Below are 22,887 nucleotides of genomic sequence, written 5' to 3'. Positions count from 1 at the left end.
TTATTTTTTATTCAGAGGTCAGCATGAAGCTTATTGCCCTTTTTTTCTGTTTCATTTTTAGTTTTGCGGCTAATGCTAATAACATTATTGTTAATGGCACCCGCTTTATTTATCCAGGAAATGAAAAAGAAATAACGGTGCAGCTCTCTAATACCGCAGATCGTCCGGCACTGGCACAAGCCTGGCTGGATAACGGTAATGCCGATGCGACGCCGGATACGATTACTACACCATTTATTATTACACCACCTATTTCCCGCGTTGACGCTAAAAGCGGTCAGACTTTGCGTATTAAGCTCGGCAGCAATGCAGGGCTCGCTAAAGATAAAGAGACATTATGGTGGCTGAACCTTCTGGAAATTCCGCCGGTAGAGGCTAACCAGAAAAATGAAGGGCAGAATATTCTGCAACTGGCGATTCGTTCTCGCTTTAAGTTTATCTATCGTCCGAATGGATTAGGCAACCGTGATGCGGCGGCGGAAAAGTTGGTGCTTTCCGCCAACGGCAGCAGCCTGTCCGTCAACAATCCCACGCCTTTTTATATCACCGTAAGCCGTATCTCTCGTGACGGCGGCAAAGCGCTGAACAGCAAAACGGTGATGTTTGCCCCACAGTCCAGTCAGACCATCGCACTCTCTTCGACAGTGAACAAAGGCGAGACCCTGACTGTTAACAACATTAATGACTATGGCGCAGATGTCGCAGTGAAAGTTGCCGTTAAATAAGGGAAACGATCATGAAGCAGAGGTCAATCCGCCCGGAAAGATTAAGTACGGCAATTGCGATTGCACTGTACTGCTTTCCGCCATTTTCAAGCGGCCAGGAAAACCCAGGAACGGTTTATCAGTTTAACGATGGCTTTATTGTCGGCAGTCGCGAAAAGGTCGATCTGTCGCGCTTTTCCACGAGCGCTATCTCCGAGGGCGTTTACTCACTTGATGTGTATACCAATGGTGAGTGGAAAGGCCGCTACGACCTGAATATCACCCGTGGAAAAGACGGCAAAATGGGCGTCTGCTACACCAAAGCGATGCTGATGCAATACGGTATCTCGCCAGAAAAATTTAACCCACAGCTTAGCGCGAAAGAGGGCTATTGCGGACGACTGCAAGAGTGGCGTAACGAAGAAAATGTCAGCGACAACCTGATCCAGTCCTCTCTGAGGCTGGATATTTCCGTACCACAAATCTACGAAGATCAGCGCTTTAAGAATTTTGTCAGCCCGGAGTTCTGGGATAAAGGCGTTGCGGCGCTGAATTTAGGCTGGATGGCTAACGCCTGGAACAGCCACACGTCATCGGCCAACGGGTCAGATAACAGCAGCGCCTATCTTGGCGTTAACGCGGGTCTTTCCTGGGACGGCTGGCTGCTCAAACACATTGGTAACCTGAACTGGCAACAGCAGCAGGGGAAGGCGCACTGGAACAGCAACCAGACCTACCTGCAACGTCCGATTCCACAAATTAACTCGATTGTCAGCGGTGGGCAGATTTTTACCAACGGTGAGTTTTTCGACACCATCGGCCTGCGAGGGGTAAATCTGGCGACCGATGACAATATGTTCCCGGACGGTATGCGTTCCTATGCCCCGGAAATTCGCGGCGTGGCGCAAAGTAACGCGCTGGTGACGGTACGTCAGGGCAACAATATTATCTATCAGACCACCGTACCGCCGGGGCCGTTTACGTTACAGGATGTTTACCCTTCCGGCTATGGCAGCGACCTTGAGGTTTCAGTAAAAGAAGCCGATGGCTCGGTACAGGTGTTCAGCGTGCCTTATGCCTCGGTAGCGCAATTACTGCGTCCGGGGATGACCCGCTATGCGCTCTCTGCCGGTAAGGTTGATGATAGTTCGCTGCGCAATAAGCCGATGCTCTACCAGGCGACCTGGCAACAGGGCTTAAATAACCTGTTCACCGGCTATGCTGGCGTGACCGGTTTTGATGACTATCAGGCATTCCTGCTGGGAACCGGGATGAATACCGGCGTCGGCGCCTTGTCATTCGATGTCACCCATTCGCGGTTGAAGAGCGATACCCTTGACGAGCATGGTCAGAGCTACCGCGCCACCTTTAACCGTATGTTCACCGAAACGCAGACCAGTATTGTCCTGGCGGCGTATCGGTACTCCACCAAAGGCTACTACAACCTGAACGACGCGCTGTACGCCGTCGATCAGGAAAAGAACCACAACAGCAACTACACCGTGTGGCGACAGAAAAACAGCATGACCTTTACCGTAAACCAGAACCTGCCGGACGGCTGGGGCGGTTTCTACTTAAGCGGTCGGGTTTCGGATTACTGGAACCGTTCAGGCACGGAGAAGCAGTATCAGCTCAGCTATAACAATATGTTCGGTCGTCTCTCATGGTCGGTCAGCGCCCAGCGCGTCTATACGCCGGACAGCTCCGGTCATCGTCGCGACGATCGCGTTTCGCTCAACTTTAGCTACCCGCTGTGGTTCGGCGAGAATCGCACCGCGAATCTGACGTCAAATACCTCGTTCAACAACTCGCACTTCGCCAGCTCGCAGATTGGCGTCAACGGCTCGCTGGACAGTGAAAACAACCTCAACTACGGCGTATCGACCACCACCGCGACCGGAGGCCAGCACGATGTGGCGCTGAACGGCAGCTATCGTACCCCGTGGACTACGCTGAACGGCAGTTATAGCCAGGGCGAAGGGTATCGTCAGAGTGGTCTGGGCGCCAGCGGGACGCTGATTGCCCATCAGCACGGCGTGGTGTTCTCGCCGGAAAGCGGCACCACGATGGCGCTGATCGAAGCGAAAGATGCCGCAGGCGCCATGTTGCCAGGTTCGCCGGGAACCCGCATTGACAGCAACGGCTACGCCATTCTGCCGTATCTGCGGCCTTACCGGATTAACGCCGTTGAAATTGACCCGAAAGGCAGTAATGACGATATCGCTTTCGATCGTACCGTGGCGCAGGTTGTGCCGTGGGAGGGGAGCGTAGTCAAAGTTGCCTTCAATACCACGGTGCAAAACAATATCACGGTGCAGGCGCGCCAGGCGAATGGTCTGCCGTTACCGTTCGCCGCCACGATCTTTGACCCGAACGGAAAAGAGATCGGTGTTGTGGGGCAGGGCAGCATGATGTTTATCAGCGACGCCAGCGCGTCAAAAGCCACGGTTAAGTGGAATGGCGGGCAATGTACGGTGGATCTGAGTCAGGCAAAAACAAAGGAAACGCTATGTCGCTGAGTAAAAGACTGACGCTTTTTATTGGATTAATGGCGCTGGGGACAACGTCGGCATGGGCTTTCTGCTCGCGCCTTTCACAGCCGACGGTGACATTAGACATGGCCATCGGGCGAGTGGTTGTTCCGCCGGATCTGCCGGTGGGCTCAGTGATTGTGTCCCGTGACTGGACAATGTCGGCGTCGGGTGGCGCAAGCTATAGCTGTTCAGCCGGTACTAACCGTTTTGCGGCGAAAATTGTCGTGCCCGGAGCCACCGACCTGGGGAATAAAATTTATTCGACAAACGTAGACGGCATCGGCTTGCGTTTTAGCCGCGGTGGCGCAACGGTCAATATTGTCTACCCGGATGTCTACTCCTCCTATGTCAACAGGCAGACCAATTATTCACTGGAAGGCTCCCGCTTTACGCTGGAAGTGATTAAAACTGCGAACGTGACCGGCAGTGGCACCCTGGCGGCGGGGAAATATACCTCTTATGACTGGGAAAACGGCAGTAACCCGATCCTTGAAACGTTCCTCAGCGCCAATGCCATCACCGTCGTCTCGCCCTCCTGTACCGTGTTAAGCGGTAAGAATATGAACGTTGATATCGGTACGATTAAGCGCAGCGATCTGAATGGCGTTGGCACCACGGCGGGAGGCAAAGATTTTAATATCCAGTTGCAGTGCAGCGGCGGCGTAAGTGAATCCGGTTTCGCCAATATCCATACGACTTTTTCCGGCAACCTGGCGACAAGCACCACTGCCGCTCAGGGCGTGCTAATCAACGAAAAAAGCGGAAACGCTGCGGCGAAAGGGATTGGCGTCCAGGTACTGAAAGATGGCACCCCGCTGGAATTTAGCAAGAAATATAATATCGGCACCTTGCAGACCCAGGAAACCCGTTACATTACATTGCCTTATCGTGCACGCTTCTATCAATACGCATCGACCACAAGTACCGGTGAGGTGGAGTCGCACATGATCTTTAACCTGACGTACGATTAATTCGGGAGGTGGGTATGCGTGATTCAGCACAGTATAAAAATATCAGACGACTCACTCAGTTGACCCTGATAAGCGGAATGCTTGTCGCCTCTTCAGCGTGGGGATTTGAAACCAATTACGATAGCGGACGGGTGGACTTCGCAGGGCGAGTAACGGATATCTCCTGTAGCGTAGCGCTCAATGGGGGCAACAATGCGGGCAGCGGTAGCGTCTGGCTGGCACCGGTAAGCCTGGCGGAAGTACATGCCCGTGGCGCGGGCGCATTTATGAAACCGCAATCCTTCACCCTGGAATTGTCGAACTGTCAGTTACGTCATGATGGTGGCGCTGCGAATAACGATGAGATCAGCACGGTAAGTGTGCGCTGGATTGATGGATTCACGGTCAATACCGTCGGCAACGAAAATGCCGGTTATCTGGCGAATACACGAGCGGATGGGGCCAGCCATATTTTTCTGGCGCTGTCGACCAACGACAATAATACGCTGGATAAAAGCAATAAAATTGTTCCGGCTGACCCGCAGCAAAACCGGGTGCCTTTGGTGGAAAAAGCGGTAAGCGGCGGTGTGTTTACTTATTACATCGGTTACGTTACGCCAGCGCCGGAGAAAGCGACCAGTGGCCCGTTGACCAGTTGGGCAACCTGGGAGTTAGTGTATAACTGATTTCTTGCGTGTGAAGGTTGGTTTTGATGCCGGAGTCTTCCGGCATTTTTTTCTCTTTTTTAAACCGTAATCTCTTCTTTGACCAGTTGTTCAATACTGACTTCTTTCCAGTAATGCCCCTGAATGGCAAACCACTCCATACCCTGCAACCATTTCTTATGCGCTTCGCTTTCGACGCCTTCAATAATCACATTATGCTGGTTACGGGAAAGGAAGGTGACCAGCGCATCCATCAATGGCCGACCAGACTCTTTTTGCATTAAATGCCAGAAGAAGTTTCTGTCGATTTTGACATAATCAAAATGATAGCCGCGAATCGCGTTAATTCCCGCGTAGCCAGCGCCAAAGTCATCGAGCCAGAGTGGGGTGCTGTGGGAATCACACCAGGCGGCGAGAGAGTTATTCAACAGTTCGTTAGAGTTTTCCGTGAGTTCAAAGTGAACGCAGCCCAGTGCTTTGACTTTCGCTTTCACTTCTGGCCGTAGCAGGACGCTGAGTATATGGTCGTCAACGTTAATCGTGGCAGAAACATTGTTTTTTATAAACCACGCTTTATGTTTTTCTATTAACGCCAGTTGTTCCATAAAGATACTTTCCCGTAAATCCGCATTGGCATAACGAAATAACTCTTCTGGAGAAACAGGGATATGGTCAAAGCGGCTCAGGCACTCAACGGCGACAAGCGCCCCGAGAGGTGAAAACATTTTTTGGAAGACATATCGAACGGATATATCGCTACGTGACAAATTATGATTGAAAAACATAAGTGCGTCCATTATATCTCGTCAGAAATCAGGTCAACGGTGGGAGGAGGTGGTATTAATATAAGTGATATTTTTGTCGGTGAAAATGATTGACAGGGGGCTGGTTAACAATTAATTATCGGTTTTTGATTGGTCATCTGCACATTTAATATGTTTAGCATCGAAACATATTGACGATTCTTTTGTTCATCACTTGCGAGTTATTCATGCCTAACTTTCTCATAATACTCGCTCTGTGAGTGTGGGCTGTTTTATAGTCAATATTGAGAAGCTCTGCTATTTGTTTATTGTTATGGCTGGCAATCATTAGCGCCAGCACCTGCTGCTCCCTGGTAGTGAGTTTTCGCCGGGTGTATAAGCGCTGATATTCGCGGGTCGTTAAAGGATGTTTGAAGATAGCCGAGAGATCGGAGCAAGACGCGTTTTCCGTCAGAATCAATACATTTTCAAGATCGAGAAGTTCACGACATAAGCTGGCGAGGTCGCTTTTTACAATCAGAACGAGCAGCGTGCAGTGCGTGAGATACATTCGTAATCTATTGAGTAAGGCGACCGTTCTGGCCGCAGAGATATCCTTATGAATGACATTGATAATAATCGTACCCGACTGAGGGGCACGGGTTCTCCCGGCGATCTCCTGATAGCCCAGCGTGGTAATATTTATCTCATTGTCCACCATGTAATGCAGGATTGATTGCCCAATGAGATTATCATCCGTGTAAAATAATAAATTGCTCAATGTTTTCCCGGTCCGTTAAACTAAAAAAATCTTATTTTTAATTTTATTGTCAATAATTAACTTAACGATAACATTCTCTATGTAATGTTTATAATCGTCACTTTTATGCTGAAACATACAAGAGATGCGGAAATCTGCTTCTTCATACGATTTTTCGCTATGGAGTTCTGTTACGCTGATAATTTTTAAGTTAGTCATTACGCTGCCATATTCACCAAAGCTCATCTTAACATTTTCTAACACATTATCTTTACGCATAAATTTAAGTTGAGATTGGGTGGATATGAAAGAACACCCGCCGTCAGAGACATCATTTAACGTATGTTTAAAAGTAACGCCATTTTTATAACGACCAGAACAACAGAATTGATAACTCTCTCTTGTCTTAAGTCGGGGGGACGATCGCCGTTGCAGTATGTTTATGCTCTCAGGAATGGCAAAGCGGAAAATATTATCCGGGCTATTGTGCTCAGTATTTATCTGCGCGGTGGCAAACTCAATCCTGCCAAGTTTACTGTGGATCTGAAAACAGACATCACCGTTTTCAGATAACGAAGGCTGAAAAGAGGGAGGGAGATCGATATAAAAAGATGAACTGTCAACTTTTCGTAAATCTGATTGCCAGTTCAGATCGTTAAAACTAAAATCCAGTTTAGACTTAACCCTGAATTCTTCTCTCAGGATAGCAATAATTTCATATCTGGATTTTTTCGAAACTCCTTCTGACATACCATCTCTCTAAAATACAATGTCCTTTCAGATTATTATCCCATGTTGCGATCGCCTGTTTATTAAAAATAAAAGGATGCGGCCTATTGTTGAATTTTCAAAAATAGTTCAATGCTATTGATTGCGTATTGACATTCGGTGAATTTGCCCGGCATGTGCCGGGCAAGGAGGGCGGTTTAGAACAGAACTGAGTAGTTCAGACCAAAGGTGCGGCCGCGTCCTTTGTAGTCATACAGGGAAGCGGGGCCGTAACCAGGGCTGTAGTACAGCGGTGCGCGCTGCCCCCAGACGGTGGTGTAGTCACGGTCGAAGAGGTTCTCAACGCTGAAGCTGAGTTTACCCACCGGAAGCTGATAGCTGCCGAGTAAATCGACGGTGGTATAGCCATCAATGCTGTAGCCTTCTGCATCGCTCACATCGAAGGAAGTGGTGCTCTGTACGCGCAGGCTCCACGGGTCCGGCGCCCAGCCAATGTAGGCTGTCGCTTTCGATGGGCTTGCCACCTTCACGTCATATTTCTGCCAGCTACCGTTCACTTTCGACTCGGTTTTCAGCACGTTGAAGTTCGCACCGGTACTCCAGTCGGTATCTGGAATCAGGTAGTCCACCGCGCCTTCCACGCCGTAAATGCGGCGTTTGTCGTCCACCACGCTGATGGTCAGATCTTTATTTGCCACCACGCTCTTATCGGAAATCGAGTAATAGGCCGCGATTTGGGTGCGCAGGTTGTCGCCGGTAAAGCGCCAGCCCAGCTCATAAGAATCGACCTTCACGCCTTCCAGCTTGCTGTCGCCGACGTTCACGCTGTTGGTCAGAGGAAGGTGACCGTTCACCGCTGCGCCATAGGTGCCGCGACCGTAGTATTTACCCGGGTCTGGTAGCTCCACGCCCTGGGAGAAGTTGAGCCATGCCTGCTGGCGTTCGGTGATGTGCATCAGCAGACCGGCGTTGAACAGGAAGTTGTCGTAATCGACCGAGCCGCCTGGAATGGCGTCGGCGGATGTCGCCTTCCCGGCGGCAATCTGCTGTTGCTGCGCGTAGCCGATGAAATCATCAATCTTGTTCTCAGTGTACTGATAGCGTACGCCGCCGCTGAGGGTAAAGATATCATTGATGTCATAGCTCGATTGCAGGAAGGCCGCCAGGTTGGTGATGTCATACGACGGATAGCGCCCGGTGGTGTAAATCTTCTGGTTGTTCAGCCCCCCGGAAGCGCTTGCCTGGGCCAGATCAAAGAACATCTGGTTGGAGGTAAAGCGCTCGTGGTCGGCATCCAGCCCGTAGGTGATTTGCCAGCCGTCCAGCGGTTTGCTGTTCAGAGTCAGTTTCATGCCGTACTGGTCGGTGTCCTGCTGTGACGAGGAGAAAGCCGTCGCCTGTTTGTTCGCATTTACGGTCGGGAACGGGTAGAACAGCAGCGACTCATCGCGGTAGTAAACCTGGCCGACCAGCTCCTGACCAAAGAAATCGCTGTTGGAGTACTGTAGGCTGATCAGATGACGCTCGGTGCCGGGAATACGGTCGGAATTCAGCCCCTTACTGACGTATGGCGTGCTGGCCCCGCTAATGGCGGAGAAATCTTTCCCAAGATTCAGCCCGTAATCGTCGTCGCCCTGGCTTTTATAGTACTGCGTGATCAGCTGAAGCTGCTGGGTTTCATCGATGTTCAGCGTACCGGTGCCCATGATGTCCAGGCGATCGGAATACTGTAGGCCGGTCTGGGTGTTATCGAGCAGGGTAGCATCGCCGTTACCGTCAAACCAGCCGCCAAACTTCTGGTACGCCACTGAAACACGCCCGGAGATATGGTCATTGCCGCCGGAGATGGCGCTGGCAATGCGCTCATCGTGATCTTTACTGCTGTTAAAGCCGCTTTTGGTGCCAGCCTCAAACTCCATCTGGGTTTCCGGCTGGCCTTTTTTGGTCACGATGTTGATCAGACCACCGGTACTGCCGCCGCCGTACAGGGCCGTTGCGCCGGAGATCACTTCAATATGATCGATATTGAAAGGATCGATAGAGTCCAGCTGTCGGCTGTCGGTGCGTGAAGAGTTGAGACGCACGCCGTCAACCAACACGACCAGCGGGCGGCCACGCACGTTCATACCGTAATTGGTGCGGCTCTGGCTGCTGACATCAAGGCCAGGGATCAGCTGAGCCAGCGCGTCTTTCAGCTCTTTGCCGCCCTGAATCTGCTGTTCCAGTTCGGCGTTTTCGATAACCCAGGTGGTTTGCGCCATCTCCGCTACGGTGCGATTGCTGCGGTTGGCAGACACCACGAGCGTTTCATCATCGGTTTGTTGAGCGACTGCTGGCGCCATCATGGCGAGAAGCAGTGGGTTGAGAGCCCAAAGCGTATACTTTTTGCTTATCATCATTATTCCTTCACACGGGCGGAAAAAATCAGCCCAAAGATGCTGTGTAGCGAGTTAAAGAAGCAGCCTCCGGCTGCGGTTTTTCCCGGCTGCCGCTGCGCCATTGAATCAGGGCGGGCGGCATACTGAGATCGAATAAATCACGCCCCAGCGCGCGATTAAGAATACGGGCGGAGCGCCAGGCCATCAGGCTGAGCTGTGGTTCGGCGATGCCGTGGGTTTGCATACTGGCGTTGACCGCGAAGATGTTGTTCTCTTTCGGGCCGTTCCACTCCAGGGTGAAGTCGTCGCGTACTTTGAAATTGCACTCATCGCGCATGGCGATTCGCGACATCAGCGGTGAAAGTATCTGCGGCAGCGCGGGACGGTAGCCGGTGGCGAAAATCACCACGTCGCTTTCCAGAGTGTCATAGCCGTTATCCAGATGATGCTCCAGCAGCAGTTGCCAGCTCTGGCCGCGACTTTCCAGCCCGCTGACCGAGCGGCTTGGCAGCAGACGGGCGTTACGCGGTTGCCTCAGTACCTCGAAGCGGTGATACAACTCGCGATAGATGGTCAGTAGCGAGTCTGCCGTGATGCCGTCGGAGGTCATTTTCTGCTCGTCGAGCATCTTCTGGCGCGCGCTTTCATTCAGACCGACGAAGCCTGAAACGTACTCAGGCGTGAAGTATTCGTTGGCGAACGCCGCCTCATCCAGCGCGTTAAAGTTATTGCGGCGCGAGACCCAACTGATCTCTGCAACGTCGCCCCATTCTCCGCGCAGCGCATTGAGGAACAGGTCGGCGCCGCTTTGCCCGCCGCCAACCACGGTGATTCGCTTGCCGCCGAGGTCTGGCTGGCGCAGGCTCATTTCACTGGCGTGGAAGCAGGTTTGCGTCGCCGTTTTTACGCAAGGCGGCAGGTGCGGTTGCTTGCCAATGCCAAGGCAGATATTGCGGGCAACGCTTTCGCCCTGGCTGGTCTGCACCACAAACCGCTGGTGTCTCTCGTCGAAATCAATACTCTCAACGGTATGATTGAAATGCAGATTGTTCATCCCTTCGGCGGCCCAGCGCAGGTAGTCGGAAAACTCATCGCGGGACACGGTACGCAGTTCGGTGGTCAGGAAGCGGTAGAATTTTTTGCGCTTCACCAGATAGTTAACAAAGCTGTACGGGCTTGTGGGAGCCACGGCGCTAACCAGATCTTTCAGGAACATGGTCTGCATATGGCAGTCCGGCACCAGCATGCCGGGATGCCAGGCAAAATGCGGGCGGCCGTCAAAGAAGCGGCTGCTTAATCCTTCGGCCTGATGAGACAGCGCCGCGATGCTCAGGTTGAACGGGCCGATGCCTACGCCAATAAAATCTACAGTGTTTGTCATGATTCAGTCCCTGGTTGCCAGCCACAGCGGGTTTTGCAGATCCTCAAGGTAATTCGGCAACATGCGGCTGCCGCCGTCCTGGTCGGGCCAGGTCAGTTTTACCGGGTTCAGCACTACGCGAATAATTTGTGGCTTGAAGAGTGAGAAAAGCGCAAAGCGCGCTGACATTTGTGGATGTTCCTGCATGTAATCACTCAACACTGCTGCCAGCAGTTGATAAAAACGCCTCTCCGGTACGCCAAGGCGAGCCATCAGCGGCGAAACAAAGCGCAGAACCGTCACGAAGTGGCCGGTCTGCAAATCATGAATTAAGTAGTCGGCGCTCAGGCGAGCGGTGACGTCCCGCACCTCCTGAGGCAGGGAGTCCATCTCCGGGAACGCATCTTTCACCAGCCGCATATCGCCCTGGAAGTCTTTCAACAGCACGCGCTGCGGTACGCCCTCTTTCATGGCGAGCGTTATATTTTGTCCGTGGGCGATAAGCGCGACGCCGTAGCGGCAGAGCAGGTGATACAGCGGAACCACTACCACCCGGAACAGCTGCGTGAGCCAGGTTTCAGCGTCCAGCCCGGAGCGGTCGATATATGCGCCTATCAGCGGCTGGTTGTTTTCGTCGCACTCCATCAGTGTCGCCATCAGAATCGGACTTTCATCCGGCTTCAGCCAGCGACACGGATTCTCACGCCAGATAACGCCGAGCATCTCCTGGTAGCGGTAGGGGGCCTGGGCAAGCGCGGCATAGCCTTCATGGGACACATAGCCCGCCGCCGGTTCACCGAGGATCACCGCGCCGCTTTGCTTAAGCGTGGCGTCGGTCGCAAAAACCTGTTGCAGCCAACGTGAGGCCAGCGGCCCGGCAGCGATGTATTTGCCCGGAATCCCCCGGTAGCAGGAGGTGTTGTAGATGGTCAGCGGCAGCTTGATATCCAGCCCGCCCTGGCGACTGGCGTTGGTCAGGGTGCGCAGCGACTGCTGGGCGAGCCACAAGTCGCCAAACTCGCCGAGAGAAACCATCCTGCCTTCGGCAAGATCGGCGATGAAGTCGAGGGCGATTTTTTGCTGCCACTGCCACGGATGTACCGGCAGTGGCAGCCAGTCGTTATCCAGCCCGTTGTCCTGCCAGACCTGATTGAAGCGGGCAAACTCCTGCGGGTCCATCGCGGCCGTTAACAACTGCTGAATATCCAGCTCGCTGTCGCAGCGCCAGACCATATGCTCACGTTTTACCGCCAGCCAGTGCAGTCTGAAGGTGTTGGCGTACTCTGGCGCATATCGCTCCAGCGCCTCTTTGCCCCAGCCCCGACGTCCTTTATTAAAAGCGAATTTAGGATGGCCGCTTAGCAGGCATTGCAGGCGGTCGGCATCAAGATCAATCAGGTCACTGGCGCTCAGCCCGCGACGAGCCTTCAGCAGTTGCAGGTCGCCCAGCAGCGTGGCATACAAATCCTGCATATGCTCAGCAACGGTGGCATCGCTCATCGACAGCACCGGCTTTAGCTGCATCAGTAGCGTTTGCGCCAGAACGGGCTCGTCCGCACAGCGCAGCGTTTGAGCATCAATCCACAGCCAGCCCCAGATGCCGCGTTCAGCGCTGAAGCGCCATTGCGCACCCGGCAGGTTAATGCAGTAGCGGCCATCGCCCTGAGATTCCGCGTGGAAAACCTGCTCATACTCCAGCTCGGCCAGCATTTTTGCCACCAACTGGCGGTTAACAAAATCCCAATCCTTGTGATTCATTACAGACCGACCTCCGTGAAGAAGTGATGGCGATCCGCCATCACCATGCGCGAGCGCTTGTGTGGGAAGTCGAACTCTTTAATTGTCCGGTATCCCGCAGGCTCAAGGTGGCGGAACAGGCGCTGGTTATCGGCGCGTGGCTCAAGTACGGTGCGCTGCGTGCGGGGCTCATCCAGCAGCAGGTAATGCGTCAGCCCGCGCAGCCAGCTTTGCACGTAGTGGGCTCCGCGCCATTGCTGTTCACCAACCAGCAGATGCAGGCCACGGTCAAAGGGTTGCCATGAATAGTGGCGGCCAATGCGGTCTTCCGCCGCCCAGTAGATTTCGAAATAGCTAAACGGCCGATCGTCGAAGCAGCCGATCAGCGGGAACGCATGTTTACCGGTGAGCTGGCGCTCCAGATAGGCGGTCTGTACCTCCAGCGAGCCGCTTTGCTCCCAGAAATACTCAACGCGCGGATCGTTCATCCAGCGGGTGAAACGTTCTGCATCAAGAACGGGATCGGCAACGCGGAAACTCAGCGTCTTGCGAACGCGTGGATCGTAACGGCGATAAACCTCGCCCTGCGGACGGGGCGGGCGCAGCGGGAAATAAATCTCACGCTCTGCATCAAAAACCATTTCGCCGGAGGCCCGGTTTGCCGGAGAACTCAGCCATAGCGGTAACTGCCAGAAGGCGGCGCGATGGATGATGTCGCTTTTTACCTGCCCGAAAAGCGTCAGCGCCTGTGGCTCCTCACGCCATTCGGCCCAGGGGAGAACCACCGCTGAAAGTTGCGGTGCGGCGATAAATATCTGATCCAGCGCGTCGCGCAGCCACCCTGTCGGCAGCGGCCCCGGCCAGCGCAGCACCGCGCTATTGTCCAGCCCCCAGCTAAGATTCAGAGGCTTGTCGAGTTTTTCACAGCGCAGTCCATATCCGCTGTGAACGATGTTTGCCTTAGACATTTAGCCCTCCTGAGCCAGCAGCGGGTTGGCGAAATCGAAGTAGATCACCGAGGGATCGACGATGGTGTTCTCGTTGTGGTCGTTCAGATAACAGAAAAAGTTACCTTTTACGTTCCAGTACGGATTTTCCAGCACGTAGTTGAGACAGGTTTTATGAGTCACCTGATCACGCACTTCAGCCAGCAACGTTCGTACGCGAGCCATCAGATTCGCTTCACTGTCCAGCCCGGCGGCGCCCAGCGCGGCGGTCACGGCAAAAGTGGAGTTAACCAGCAGGTAATAAGGGAAGTAGCGCAGTAACTGCTCATGGGTGAAGACGTTTTCCGCCTGCGCCTCGCCAATGGTGTCGAGCCAGCCTGCCGCGTGAGGCATAAACGCGCTGCCCTGGCAATCACGGTAGATAAGCCCGACCGGCAGATCCCCAAGCATCTGAACCAGAATATTTTGCTGATGCGCCAGCAGCACCAGGCCGTAATCCGCTTCAGCCGTAAACAGCGGCTTCAGCACCTGCTGACAGTAAGCATCGACCCATGCGTGGGCGGCCTGTTGCGCAGTGATGCCGAGGCGATCGCTCAGGCGTTTTACCGCCGCAACCAGCAGCGAATCACCGCCATCCGGCGCGGCCTGAGTCAGGGAGACCAGTACGTTAGTCTGGCTTTGCGGCTGATCCACCAGCAGGTTTTCACGCAGGGCAAACAGGCTTTCCTGCATGATGTTGCCGTGGAGATCGCGCAGCCCGGCCCAGCCGTCTTCCTGCATCACCCGGAAAGTCGGGAAGCGGGCCTGTAGCGTCTGCCAGTCGTCGGTTTGTGCCAGGCGCGCCAGGCGCATTCCACGCTTCACTTCTTTCACTGACAGGGTACGGACGGAGTTGGTCAGGCGCACGCTCAGGGAGAATTTGATCATGTCGCGGCTGGTGGCGCAGTAGAGCGAGCGGGAAGAGGTGGTCGGTAGCCACGGCGCGCCGGCCTCGCCTAAATCTTTAATCAGCCCTTTAGCGACAAGCTCCTGGCACCATTCCTGCTGCAACAGATACTCCCCCTGCCACGGGTGCAGCGGGAATAGCCATTGATTGTCGCTTAATTCATTGAGTAACTGCGGCGCATTCTCTGCGGCAAATCGCGTCAACCGTTGTTGCAGGTTGAGATGCAGGCTTTCACCGGCGATCTGCGTTTTGTTCACCGCAAACCACCGCAGCGGGAAGTGGGGCGCGAAGTCCGGCAGGTAGCGTTCGGCCTCCTGCTGGTTAAACGGTTCATGAGACTTAGGCGCCGGGTGGAAGGCGTGCCCGACCAGCAGAGCCTGCTCCGCCTCGCCAAAGTTCAACGCTTTTTCACGCAGGGCTGCCCAGTCATGGCGGGCATCAATCGCCTGCTGCGTATGGGCGTGGCTTTCCATCACGCGCTGGTGGAAGGTTTCGCAACTGGTCGCGGGCAGCAAGAGTTGGTGCTGGAGCTTATCAACAATAAGCCGGGAGAGGGTGGCGAAATCGACGGGGTGACTGCCGGAGGCCGTGACCAGACGCGCCGGAAATTCAAAGCGGTGATGCTGGGTTGGGGAAAAATAAGCCACTCTGAAATGGAGCGCCTGCTGTTCGCCCAGCGGGATGATCAATTCGGTTGGCTGGTATTCCGTCAGCCGCCAGTCTTTGGTTTCACGAACCAGGGAATTCAGGAAGCACTGCGCAGCCACATCCAGGGCTGACGTTTTAGTTGGCAAAGTCATAATCAAACAGATCCCACTCGTTATGATAATGCGAATTTTGCCGATAAGGTTTCTCATTATCAATAACAATTGTTAGAATCGGTAAAATTAATTTTACAAATAAACACAATTAATACATGGAATTGCAACATCGTGACGTCTCTTGAGAGCGCGGAAACGCCGCAAAAACCATTGTCCTGCTGGCCGCTTGCGTTCAGCGCGGGGTTACTCGGTGTCGGGCAAAACGGCCTGCTGGTCGCGATCCCTGTACTGGTGATTCAGACAAACCTGAGCCTGTCGATTTGGGCGGCTTTGCTGATGCTTGGCTCAATGCTGTTCTTGCCGTCTTCCCCGTGGTGGGGAAAGCAAATTGCCCGTGTGGGCAGTAAGCCTGTGGTGCTGTGGGCACTGGGGGGATACGGCGCAAGCTTTACTCTGCTTGGGCTGGGAAGCATGCTGATGGCGACCGGCGCCGTAACAACTGCGGTGGGGCTGGGAATATTAATCATCGCGCGGATCGCCTACGGGCTTACCGTGTCGGCGATGGTGCCAGCCTGTCAGGTCTGGGCATTGCAAAGAGCGGGGGAAGGGAATCGCATGGTCGCTCTGGCAACCATTAGCTCCGGCTTGAGCTGCGGCAGACTATTCGGGCCGTTGTGCGCGGCGGCGATGCTGGCAATTCACCCTCTGGCACCGATGGGGCTGCTGATGGCAGCGCCACTGCTGGCGCTGGTGATGCTGCTGCGGTTGCCTGGCACGCCACCGCAGCCCGCAGCGGAGCGCAAGAGCGCCAGTCTAAGGCTGGATTGCCTGCCTTATCTGCTTTGCGCGCTGTTATTAGCCGCGGCGGTGAGCATGATGCAGCTTGGTCTTTCGCCCGCCCTTACTCGCCAGTTCGCCACGGATACCGCCGCCATTAGCCATCAGGTGGCGTGGCTGTTAGGGCTGGCCGCGGTTGCTGCGCTTATCGCTCAGTTCGGAGTGCTCCGCCCGCAGCGCCTGACGCCGATGGCGCTGCTCTTGAGTGCCGGAGCGCTGATGATTTGTGGCCTGGCGATAATGCTCGCCGAACAGCTATGGTTGTTTTACCTCGGCTGTGCGGTGCTGTCGTTTGGGGCTGCTCTGGCAACACCCGCTTATCAGCTTTTACTGAATGATAAGCTGACAGACGGCGCGGGCGCGGGCTGGATCGCGACCAGCCACACGCTTGGCTATGGGCTTTGCGCATTGCTGGTGCCGCTGGTGTCGAAAACCGGCGCCGCAGCGGCGCTGATTGTGGCGGCTTTTTTCGTCGCTGTATTATTTACCGTGGTGTCTGGCTTTATCTGGCGCAGCCGCTACCGTTCACGTCATTCCGCGATTTAAGCGTAAGGAAAAGTTATGGCTGGAGTTCAGGGCTACCGCCTGTTCAACGTTCAACTGGCGCGTAAGACGGAGGTTTCCCCTTCGCTGCTGAGCCTGGTTTTCAGCGGGCAGGAGGTGGCGCAGATGAAATGCGACTCGCCGGATCAGCGCATTAAGATGTTGTTTCCGTCTGAAGACGGGACGCCGCCGTCGTTGCCTGCCGAAGGGCACTGGTATCAGCTTGTACTGGGGATGCCAAAAGAGAAGCGCCCGGTTATCCGCACCTATACGCTGCGACATGTCGATCCTGCTCGCCAGGAGGTCACCGTGGAATTTATCAATCATGGTACAGAAGGACCGGCTTCGGCATGGGCGATTAACGCCAGACCTGGCGACGCCATTCAGATGGTGGCGCCTGACGCGGCGTATGCTGAAGACAGCGGCGGCTATGAATGGACGCCTCCCCAGGGACTGCGGAATGCGTTAATCATTGCTGATGAGACGGCGCTCCCCGCCGCGCGCGGCATCCTTGAGATGCTGGCGAGACAGACCAATCCGCCACAGGTTCAGGCGTTCTTTGAAGTTCCTGAACAGGGCGACTGCGCGAATTTAAGCGAGTTTAAGTTCGCCGACATTTTTTGGTTGCCGCGTAACCCCGCAGCGACGAAGCACGGTGAATGCCTGATTCAGGCCGTAAAAACGCATGCCAGAGTACCCGAAAGTCACCATCCCGATACGGTGGATACGGTGAAAGAAGAAGCCGAAGGGGAGCTTCTCTGGGATAAGGCCACGACCAGCAGCACGGCGTTTTATGGGTGGGTGGCCGCAGAGTCCACCGTCGTCAAACTGCTGCGCCGCCATTTAATTGGCGAGCGTGGCGTCGAGCACAAAGCGATTAACTTTATGGCATATTGGTCTAAAGGGCGCGCGTGATAATAAAAAGCCCGCATCATGAAATTATTCCATTATGCGGGCTTAGTGCAGTGTCTAATGAATATTAGAACTGGTAAACCAGACCGACGGCTACGATATCATCGGTTGCGATACCGTTGTCTGCGTAGAAGCTATCGTCTTCATCCAGCAGGTTGATTTTATAATCAACATAGGTGGACATATTTTTGTTGAAGTAATAGGTCATACCCACATCAACATATTTCACCAGATCTTTATCGGTGTAACGCCAGTTGCCACGGCTATCGGTATCCTGACCACCTAAATCTTTGCCTTTAGATTGCAGGTAGGCAATAGATGGGCGCAGACCGAAGTCAAACTGATACTGTGCAACAACTTCAAAGTTCTGCGTTTTGTTGGCGATACCGCCTCCTGTATTATCACCTGCACCATAATAAGTCATATTACGGGTTTCAGCGTACATGGCGGCGAGGTAAACATTGTAGGCGTCGTATTTTGCACCAACGGTCCAGGCTTCGGCGGTTTCACCACCCGCCATTTTATTGCCATGAGCACTGTCACCCAGACCATGACCTACCTGAGCATCGGTACGATCGGAATTGGCGTATGCCGCACCCAGGCTTAAACCGAAGTCGAAGTCGTAGGAGGTGGACATACCGAAGCCGTCGCCGTTTTCTTTGGCCAGCTTGCGATTAGTACTGTTGCCGGAACCTTCCTGACCAAAACCAGCGTCGCCACCTTCATTATTACCCTGATACTGGAGCGCAAAGTTCAGACCATCAACCAGACCAAAGAAGCCGTTATTACGGTAGGTTGCTACGCCGTTAGTACGGCCTAACATATAAACGTCAGTCTGAGTGTAAGTATCGCCGCCGAATTCTGGCAGCATATCGGTCCAGGCTTCTACGTCGTAAACCACGCCGTAGTTACGACCGTAATCGAAAGTACCGTTTTGACCAAAACCTAAACCAGCGAAGCCGAGACGAGTCCAGGCGTCACCTTTATCACCTTCAGTACCGTTGGCCTGAATGTTGTATTCCCACTGACCGTAACCGGTTAACTGCTCGGCAATTTGCGTTTCGCCTTTAAAACCCAGACGGGCATAGGACATGTCGCCGTCGCTGCCTGCATCGTCAGAGAAATAACGCAGACCATCAACTTTACCGTACAGGTCCAGTTTATTGCCGTCTTTATTATACACTTCAGCCGCATTTGCAGCGCCTGCAATTAATAGAGCAGGGACAAGCATCGCCAGAACTTTTCTTTTCATTATGTATTCCCTATAATAATAATTGATATGAATAAGTGATCGAATCCTGAAGATCACTGTTGAATACTATTCCAGGAAGTTCATTCTTTTTTAAATATTACATGTAACAAATGTATTTAAAATATTTCTAATTGTTTCTTTGGGTGTGCTTATAAATAATTTAATATGTATTTATTGCTTTATATTTAACTGTGTTATGTTTTTCTTTTAATAAATTATGGTTTGCGTTTTTAGAATTTATTTTGTGAATGCTTTATCGTAATTAGCGCTATTTTAACGTCGTTCGGATTTTCTTTTTATTCCATTTATTGCTTTCGTCAACTTGTCTGATACCTCCTCCCGTAATCATTGAGCGTGAAGACAAGGCGGAATATTGCTAATGTTGCTTTCTGATTCAGAGGAGGCAGCGTGGATTTACACTACTGGCAATCGCAGTTCGAAGCGTGGTTGGGCAAAAATCACCACGAGCAGGATAGCGCCCATGACATTTTTCATTTTCGTCGCGTCTGGGGAACGGCACAAAAGCTGTCGACGGATGAGGATGTTGATTGGCTTGTTGTACTGACCGCGTGTTATTTCCACGATATCGTCAGCCTGCCGAAAAATCATCCCGATCGCCATCGTTCATCCGTGCTGGCCGCTGACGCGGCACGTCGCATATTAATGAACGATTTCCCTGCGTATCCTGAAGCGAAATTAGCGGCAGTCAGTCATGCGATTGAGGCGCACAGTTTTAGCGCCCACATTGCGCCAATGACCAGCGAGGCGAAGATTGTGCAGGATGCCGACCGGCTTGAAGCACTGGGCGCAATCGGTCTGGCGCGCGTGTTTGCCGTTTCCGGCGGGCTGGGCGTTTCGCTATTTGATGCTGAAGATCCCTTCGCGCAACGTCGCCCGCTTAACGATAAGCAATTCGCCCTCGACCATTTTCAGACAAAACTTCTGGCCTTGCCGCAAACCATGCAAACCGCGCGGGGAAAGCTGCTGGCAGAGCATAACGCCGACTTCCTGGTGACCTGGATGGCGAAGCTAAGCGCGGAGCTAAGAGGGGAGTTCGACACGTTGGATCAGACGGTAATTCAGGCTTTTAGCCGCGATAAGTAGCGACCATACCCAAAACGTAAACGCGTTCATTTTGTGTTAACCTGTCGAATATCAATTTCGCCGGTTAAATGTATGCAGGAAAATCTTTCAGTAACAGGTTTCCAGGATCTGATGACGGACAATGCCGGGGCTGCCGTACAGGCGCTGCTGGGCAAACTGCTGGAAATCTATGATGTGAAAACGCTGGTGGCGTATCTGAATGGCGTTGGGGAGAACCACTGGAGCCCGGCTATTTTTAAACGCGTCGTGGCGAACGCAACGGCGTGGCATCGTCTGAGCGAGAGCGAATATACGCACCTCAGGACATTGTTGCCAACGCCTCCGGCACACCATCCGCATTATGCCTTTCGTTTTGTCGATCTCTTCGCCGGGATCGGCGGAATTCGCCGTGGCTTTGAAGCGATAGGCGGGCAGTGCGTGTTTACCAGCGAATGGAATAAACACGCGGTACGCACCTATAAAGCCAATTATTACTGCGATCCGCAACGGCATCATTTCAATGAAGATATTCGCGATATTACGCTGAGCCACCGCGACGGCGTGAGCGATAGCGAAGCGGCGGAGCATATTCGCCAGCACATACCGGAGCACGATGTTCTACTGGCCGGTTTTCCCTGCCAGCCATTCTCTCTGGCAGGGGTATCAAAGAAAAACGCGATGGGACGGGCGCATGGTTTCGCCTGCGATACGCAGGGGACGCTCTTTTTCGATGTCGTGCGGGTTATTGACGCCCGACGCCCGGCGATTTTTGTGCTCGAAAACGTCAAAAACCTGAAAAGCCACGACCAGGGAAAAACGTTTCGCATCATTATGCAAACGCTTGACGAACTGGGGTATGACGTCGCTGATGCTGCGGATAACGGGCCGGACGACCCGAAAATTATTGATGGCCGCCATTTTTTACCCCAGCATCGGGAGCGGATTGTGCTGGTGGGGTTCCGCCGCGATCTTAATCTGAAAACCGATTTTACGTTGCGGGATATTGCCACACGCTATCCGCAGCAGCGCATTACGCTGGCGGAGCTGCTTGAACCGGCGGTTGAAGCGAGATATGTGCTGACGCCGGTATTGTGGAAATATTTGTACCGCTACGCGAAAAAGCATCAGGCCCGGGGTAACGGTTTTGGCTATGGGATGGTCTATCCTGCGAATCCCGGCAGCGTAACGCGCACATTGTCGGCGCGTTACTATAAAGATGGCGCGGAGATACTGATTGACCGTGGCTGGGATATGGCCGCAGGAGAGGCGAATTTCGACGATCCGGTGAATCAGCAGCACCGTCCACGCCGGTTAACGCCCAGAGAGTGCGCGCGGTTAATGGGATTCGAATCGCCGCAGGGATATCAGTTCCGCATTCCCGTTTCAGACACCCAGGCCTACCGTCAGTTTGGTAACTCCGTCGTGGTTCCGGCATTTGCCGCAGTAGCAAAACTGCTGGAGTCGAGAATTAAACAGGCCGTTACATTGCGCCAGAAAGAGAGCCAGCATGGCGGACGTACACGATAAGGCGACGCGCAGCAAGAATATGCGGGCGATAGCCACGCGCGATACGGCGATAGAAAAACGCCTTGCCGGTCTGTTGCAGGAGCAGGGGATGGCGTTTCATGTGCAGGACGCCACGTTGCCCGGACGCCCGGATTTTGTCGTGGATGAGTATCGCTGCGTTATCTTCACGCACGGCTGTTTCTGGCATCATCACGACTGCCACCTGTTCAAAGTTCCCGCCACGCGTACCGAGTTCTGGCTGAACAAAATCGGTAAAAATGTGGAGCGCGATCGGCGAGACATGCTGAGGCTTCGCGAGCTTGGCTGGCGTGTGCTGATTGTCTGGGAGTGTGCTTTGCGTGGCCGGTTGAAACTCAGCGACGCCGCACTGGCGGAACGGCTTGAAGAGTGGATCTGCGGCGGTGGCCCCACCGCGCAGATCGACACGCAGGGTATTCATTTACTGGAGTGATTTTTCCGATTCGCTCGCTGCGGTCGCGGGTCTGGCGGGAAACAAATATTTCCCCAGCGTCACCAGGACGACAGCGAAAACAATTACCCCTAATGCCAGCCACTCGACGGAAGAAAGGCTTTCTCCCCCCAGACCTGTTCCCAGTAACACCGCCACTACCGGGTTGACGTAAGCATAACTGGTCGCCAGCGCCGGGCTGACATTACGGATCAAATACATATAGGCGTTAATGGCGATAATGGAACCGAATAGCGCCAGATAACCTACCGCCATGAAGCCGGAGAGCGTCGGCATCGTCGTCAGCTTTTCCCCGGCGATAAAGGAAGCGAACATTAGCACAACACCGGCAGCCAGCATTTCAATCGCTCCGGCCATCATGCCTGTCGGCAACGCGATGCGGGCGCCGAACACGGAGCCGAATGCCCAGCTCATCGAGCCAATCAGGATCAACAGCGCGCCCCAGGGATTGCCGCTCAGATTTCCGCCGCTATTGAGCATGATGATCCCCGCCAGGCCGATGGCGATGCCTGTCCACTCCAGTTTTCGCGTTTTAATGCCAAAGAAATGGCTGAAGCACAGCGTGAAGAGTGGGACCGTCGCGACCACCACGGCGGCGATGCCGGACGGTACATCCTGATGTTCCGCTACGGTAACCAGACCGTTCCCCACCGCCAGCAGCAGAATGCCAATCAGCGCGGCATTGAGCAATTGACGCAAAGGGGGCAGTTTATGCCCGCGAAGAAGTAAGAATGTTGTTAACAAAATCCCCGCAGACAGAAAACGGACGCCCGCCATCATCAGCGGCGGCCAACTCCCAACGCCAATACGAATAACGAAGTACGTGGAACCCCAAATGATATACAGCGCGAAGAGCGCGCTAAAAAGTGGTAGTAACTGCCTGAAACGCATAATCCCTCACGGCGGAAATAAAAAGGTGCAACATAGTAAACGTCAAAACTATCGCGCTGGCGAGCGTTATAATTGCACTCTTTTGTTAAATTTTTGTTGACGATTGCTACCCGTTTCGGCATTACGTTTTTTACTTCATACTTACCTCTTCAAAAGAAA

The 22,887-nt window shown here is 53.6% G+C and carries 19 protein-coding genes; 9 read left to right on the top strand and 10 right to left on the bottom strand.

The genetic code is table 11. The annotated features are described in order from the left end of the window. Positions 1-23: 23 nt before the first annotated feature. The 4 genes from OGV79_RS17515 to OGV79_RS17500 are packed head-to-tail and all read left to right on the top strand — an operon-like array spanning position 24 to position 4,874. Positions 24-725 (top strand): fimbrial biogenesis chaperone, encoded by a 702-nt coding sequence (locus OGV79_RS17515; protein ID WP_012131866.1) that lies wholly within the window; start codon positions 24-26, stop codon positions 723-725. 11 nt (positions 726-736) lie between these two features. Further along, positions 737-3,223 carry a fimbria/pilus outer membrane usher protein gene (locus OGV79_RS17510; protein ID WP_275147083.1) on the top strand — a complete coding sequence of 829 codons (2,487 nt, stop codon included), beginning with the start codon at positions 737-739 and terminating at the stop codon, positions 3,221-3,223. Beyond that, positions 3,214-4,209, top strand: a complete 996-nt coding sequence (locus tag OGV79_RS17505; RefSeq protein WP_047462854.1) for a fimbrial protein — start codon at positions 3,214-3,216, stop codon at positions 4,207-4,209. Before OGV79_RS17510 ends, OGV79_RS17505 begins: the two co-directional genes overlap by 10 nt. Positions 4,210-4,223: 14 nt before the next feature. Continuing rightward, entirely contained in the window at positions 4,224-4,874 is a 651-nt protein-coding gene (locus OGV79_RS17500; RefSeq protein WP_052194470.1) for a fimbrial protein, read from the top strand. 59 nt (positions 4,875-4,933) lie between these two features. Here OGV79_RS17500 and mrkJ read toward each other — a convergent pair whose 3' ends face one another. The 8 genes from mrkJ to iucA all read right to left on the bottom strand — a co-directional run bounded on the left by mrkJ (position 4,934) and on the right by iucA (position 15,253). After that, positions 4,934-5,650, bottom strand: coding sequence for a cyclic-di-GMP phosphodiesterase MrkJ (gene mrkJ, locus OGV79_RS17495; RefSeq protein ID WP_047462857.1), 717 nt, complete (start codon positions 5,648-5,650; stop codon positions 4,934-4,936). 142 nt (positions 5,651-5,792) lie between these two features. Further along, complete coding sequence (locus OGV79_RS17490) at positions 5,793-6,377, bottom strand: helix-turn-helix transcriptional regulator (protein WP_047462861.1); 585 nt, start codon at positions 6,375-6,377, stop codon at positions 5,793-5,795. A 15-nt stretch (positions 6,378-6,392) separates the two neighbouring features. Beyond that, complete coding sequence (locus OGV79_RS17485) at positions 6,393-7,106, bottom strand: flagellar brake protein (protein WP_199972279.1); 714 nt, start codon at positions 7,104-7,106, stop codon at positions 6,393-6,395. A gap of 176 nt (positions 7,107-7,282) precedes the next feature. Then, positions 7,283-9,484, bottom strand: coding sequence for a ferric aerobactin receptor IutA (iutA, locus tag OGV79_RS17480; RefSeq protein WP_012131873.1), 2,202 nt, complete (start codon positions 9,482-9,484; stop codon positions 7,283-7,285). A 25-nt stretch (positions 9,485-9,509) separates the two neighbouring features. Next, positions 9,510-10,844 carry an NADPH-dependent L-lysine N(6)-monooxygenase gene (iucD, locus tag OGV79_RS17475; RefSeq protein WP_286468748.1) on the bottom strand — a complete coding sequence of 445 codons (1,335 nt, stop codon included), beginning with the start codon at positions 10,842-10,844 and terminating at the stop codon, positions 9,510-9,512. A gap of 3 nt (positions 10,845-10,847) precedes the next feature. After that, a complete protein-coding gene (gene iucC / locus OGV79_RS17470) occupies positions 10,848-12,581 on the bottom strand; it encodes an NIS family aerobactin synthetase IucC (protein ID WP_060815991.1) in 1,734 nt (577 codons plus the stop codon). Beyond that, positions 12,581-13,528: a N(6)-hydroxylysine O-acetyltransferase IucB gene (iucB, locus tag OGV79_RS17465; protein WP_115614222.1), complete on the bottom strand. Its 948-nt coding sequence runs from the start codon at positions 13,526-13,528 to the stop codon at positions 12,581-12,583. The genes iucC and iucB overlap by 1 nt, the downstream gene beginning before the upstream one ends. Further along, positions 13,529-15,253, bottom strand: a complete 1,725-nt coding sequence (iucA, locus tag OGV79_RS17460; protein ID WP_200028248.1) for an aerobactin synthase IucA — start codon at positions 15,251-15,253, stop codon at positions 13,529-13,531. It abuts the gene before it with no gap. Positions 15,254-15,385: 132 nt separating this feature from the next. Between iucA and OGV79_RS17455 the strand changes: the two genes are divergently transcribed. Further along, on the top strand, positions 15,386-16,597 hold the full coding sequence (locus OGV79_RS17455) for an MFS transporter (RefSeq protein WP_012131880.1): 1,212 nt from the start codon (positions 15,386-15,388) through the stop codon (positions 16,595-16,597). A gap of 15 nt (positions 16,598-16,612) precedes the next feature. Then, positions 16,613-17,509 (top strand): siderophore-interacting protein, encoded by an 897-nt coding sequence (locus OGV79_RS17450; RefSeq protein WP_275147078.1) that lies wholly within the window; start codon positions 16,613-16,615, stop codon positions 17,507-17,509. Between the two features lie 64 nt (positions 17,510-17,573). Here the strand turns inward: OGV79_RS17450 and ompC are convergent, their stop codons facing one another. Further along, positions 17,574-18,758 (bottom strand): porin OmpC, encoded by a 1,185-nt coding sequence (gene ompC / locus OGV79_RS17445; protein ID WP_275147077.1) that lies wholly within the window; start codon positions 18,756-18,758, stop codon positions 17,574-17,576. A 408-nt stretch (positions 18,759-19,166) separates the two neighbouring features. Between ompC and OGV79_RS17440 the strand changes: the two genes are divergently transcribed. The 3 genes from OGV79_RS17440 to OGV79_RS17430 all read left to right on the top strand — a co-directional run bounded on the left by OGV79_RS17440 (position 19,167) and on the right by OGV79_RS17430 (position 21,819). Further along, positions 19,167-19,862, top strand: coding sequence for a phosphohydrolase (locus OGV79_RS17440; protein WP_199972273.1), 696 nt, complete (start codon positions 19,167-19,169; stop codon positions 19,860-19,862). Positions 19,863-19,934: 72 nt separating this feature from the next. Then, on the top strand, positions 19,935-21,368 hold the full coding sequence (locus OGV79_RS17435; RefSeq protein WP_286468747.1) for a DNA cytosine methyltransferase: 1,434 nt from the start codon (positions 19,935-19,937) through the stop codon (positions 21,366-21,368). Beyond that, entirely contained in the window at positions 21,349-21,819 is a 471-nt protein-coding gene (locus OGV79_RS17430) for a very short patch repair endonuclease (protein ID WP_047462890.1), read from the top strand. Before OGV79_RS17435 ends, OGV79_RS17430 begins: the two co-directional genes overlap by 20 nt. Here OGV79_RS17430 and yedA read toward each other — a convergent pair. Next, the gene (gene yedA / locus OGV79_RS17425) at positions 21,808-22,728 is read right to left on the bottom strand and encodes a drug/metabolite exporter YedA (RefSeq protein WP_049010005.1); all 921 of its coding nucleotides are present in this window, start codon (positions 22,726-22,728) and stop codon (positions 21,808-21,810) included. The genes OGV79_RS17430 and yedA overlap by 12 nt on opposite strands. Positions 22,729-22,887 lie beyond the last annotated feature (159 nt).

Source organism: Citrobacter sp. CK185, assembly GCF_030333565.1.
In the GTDB taxonomy this organism is placed as follows: Bacteria; Pseudomonadota; Gammaproteobacteria; order Enterobacterales; family Enterobacteriaceae; genus Citrobacter_B; species Citrobacter_B koseri.
This window is presented reverse-complemented; position numbering and strand designations above follow the sequence as displayed.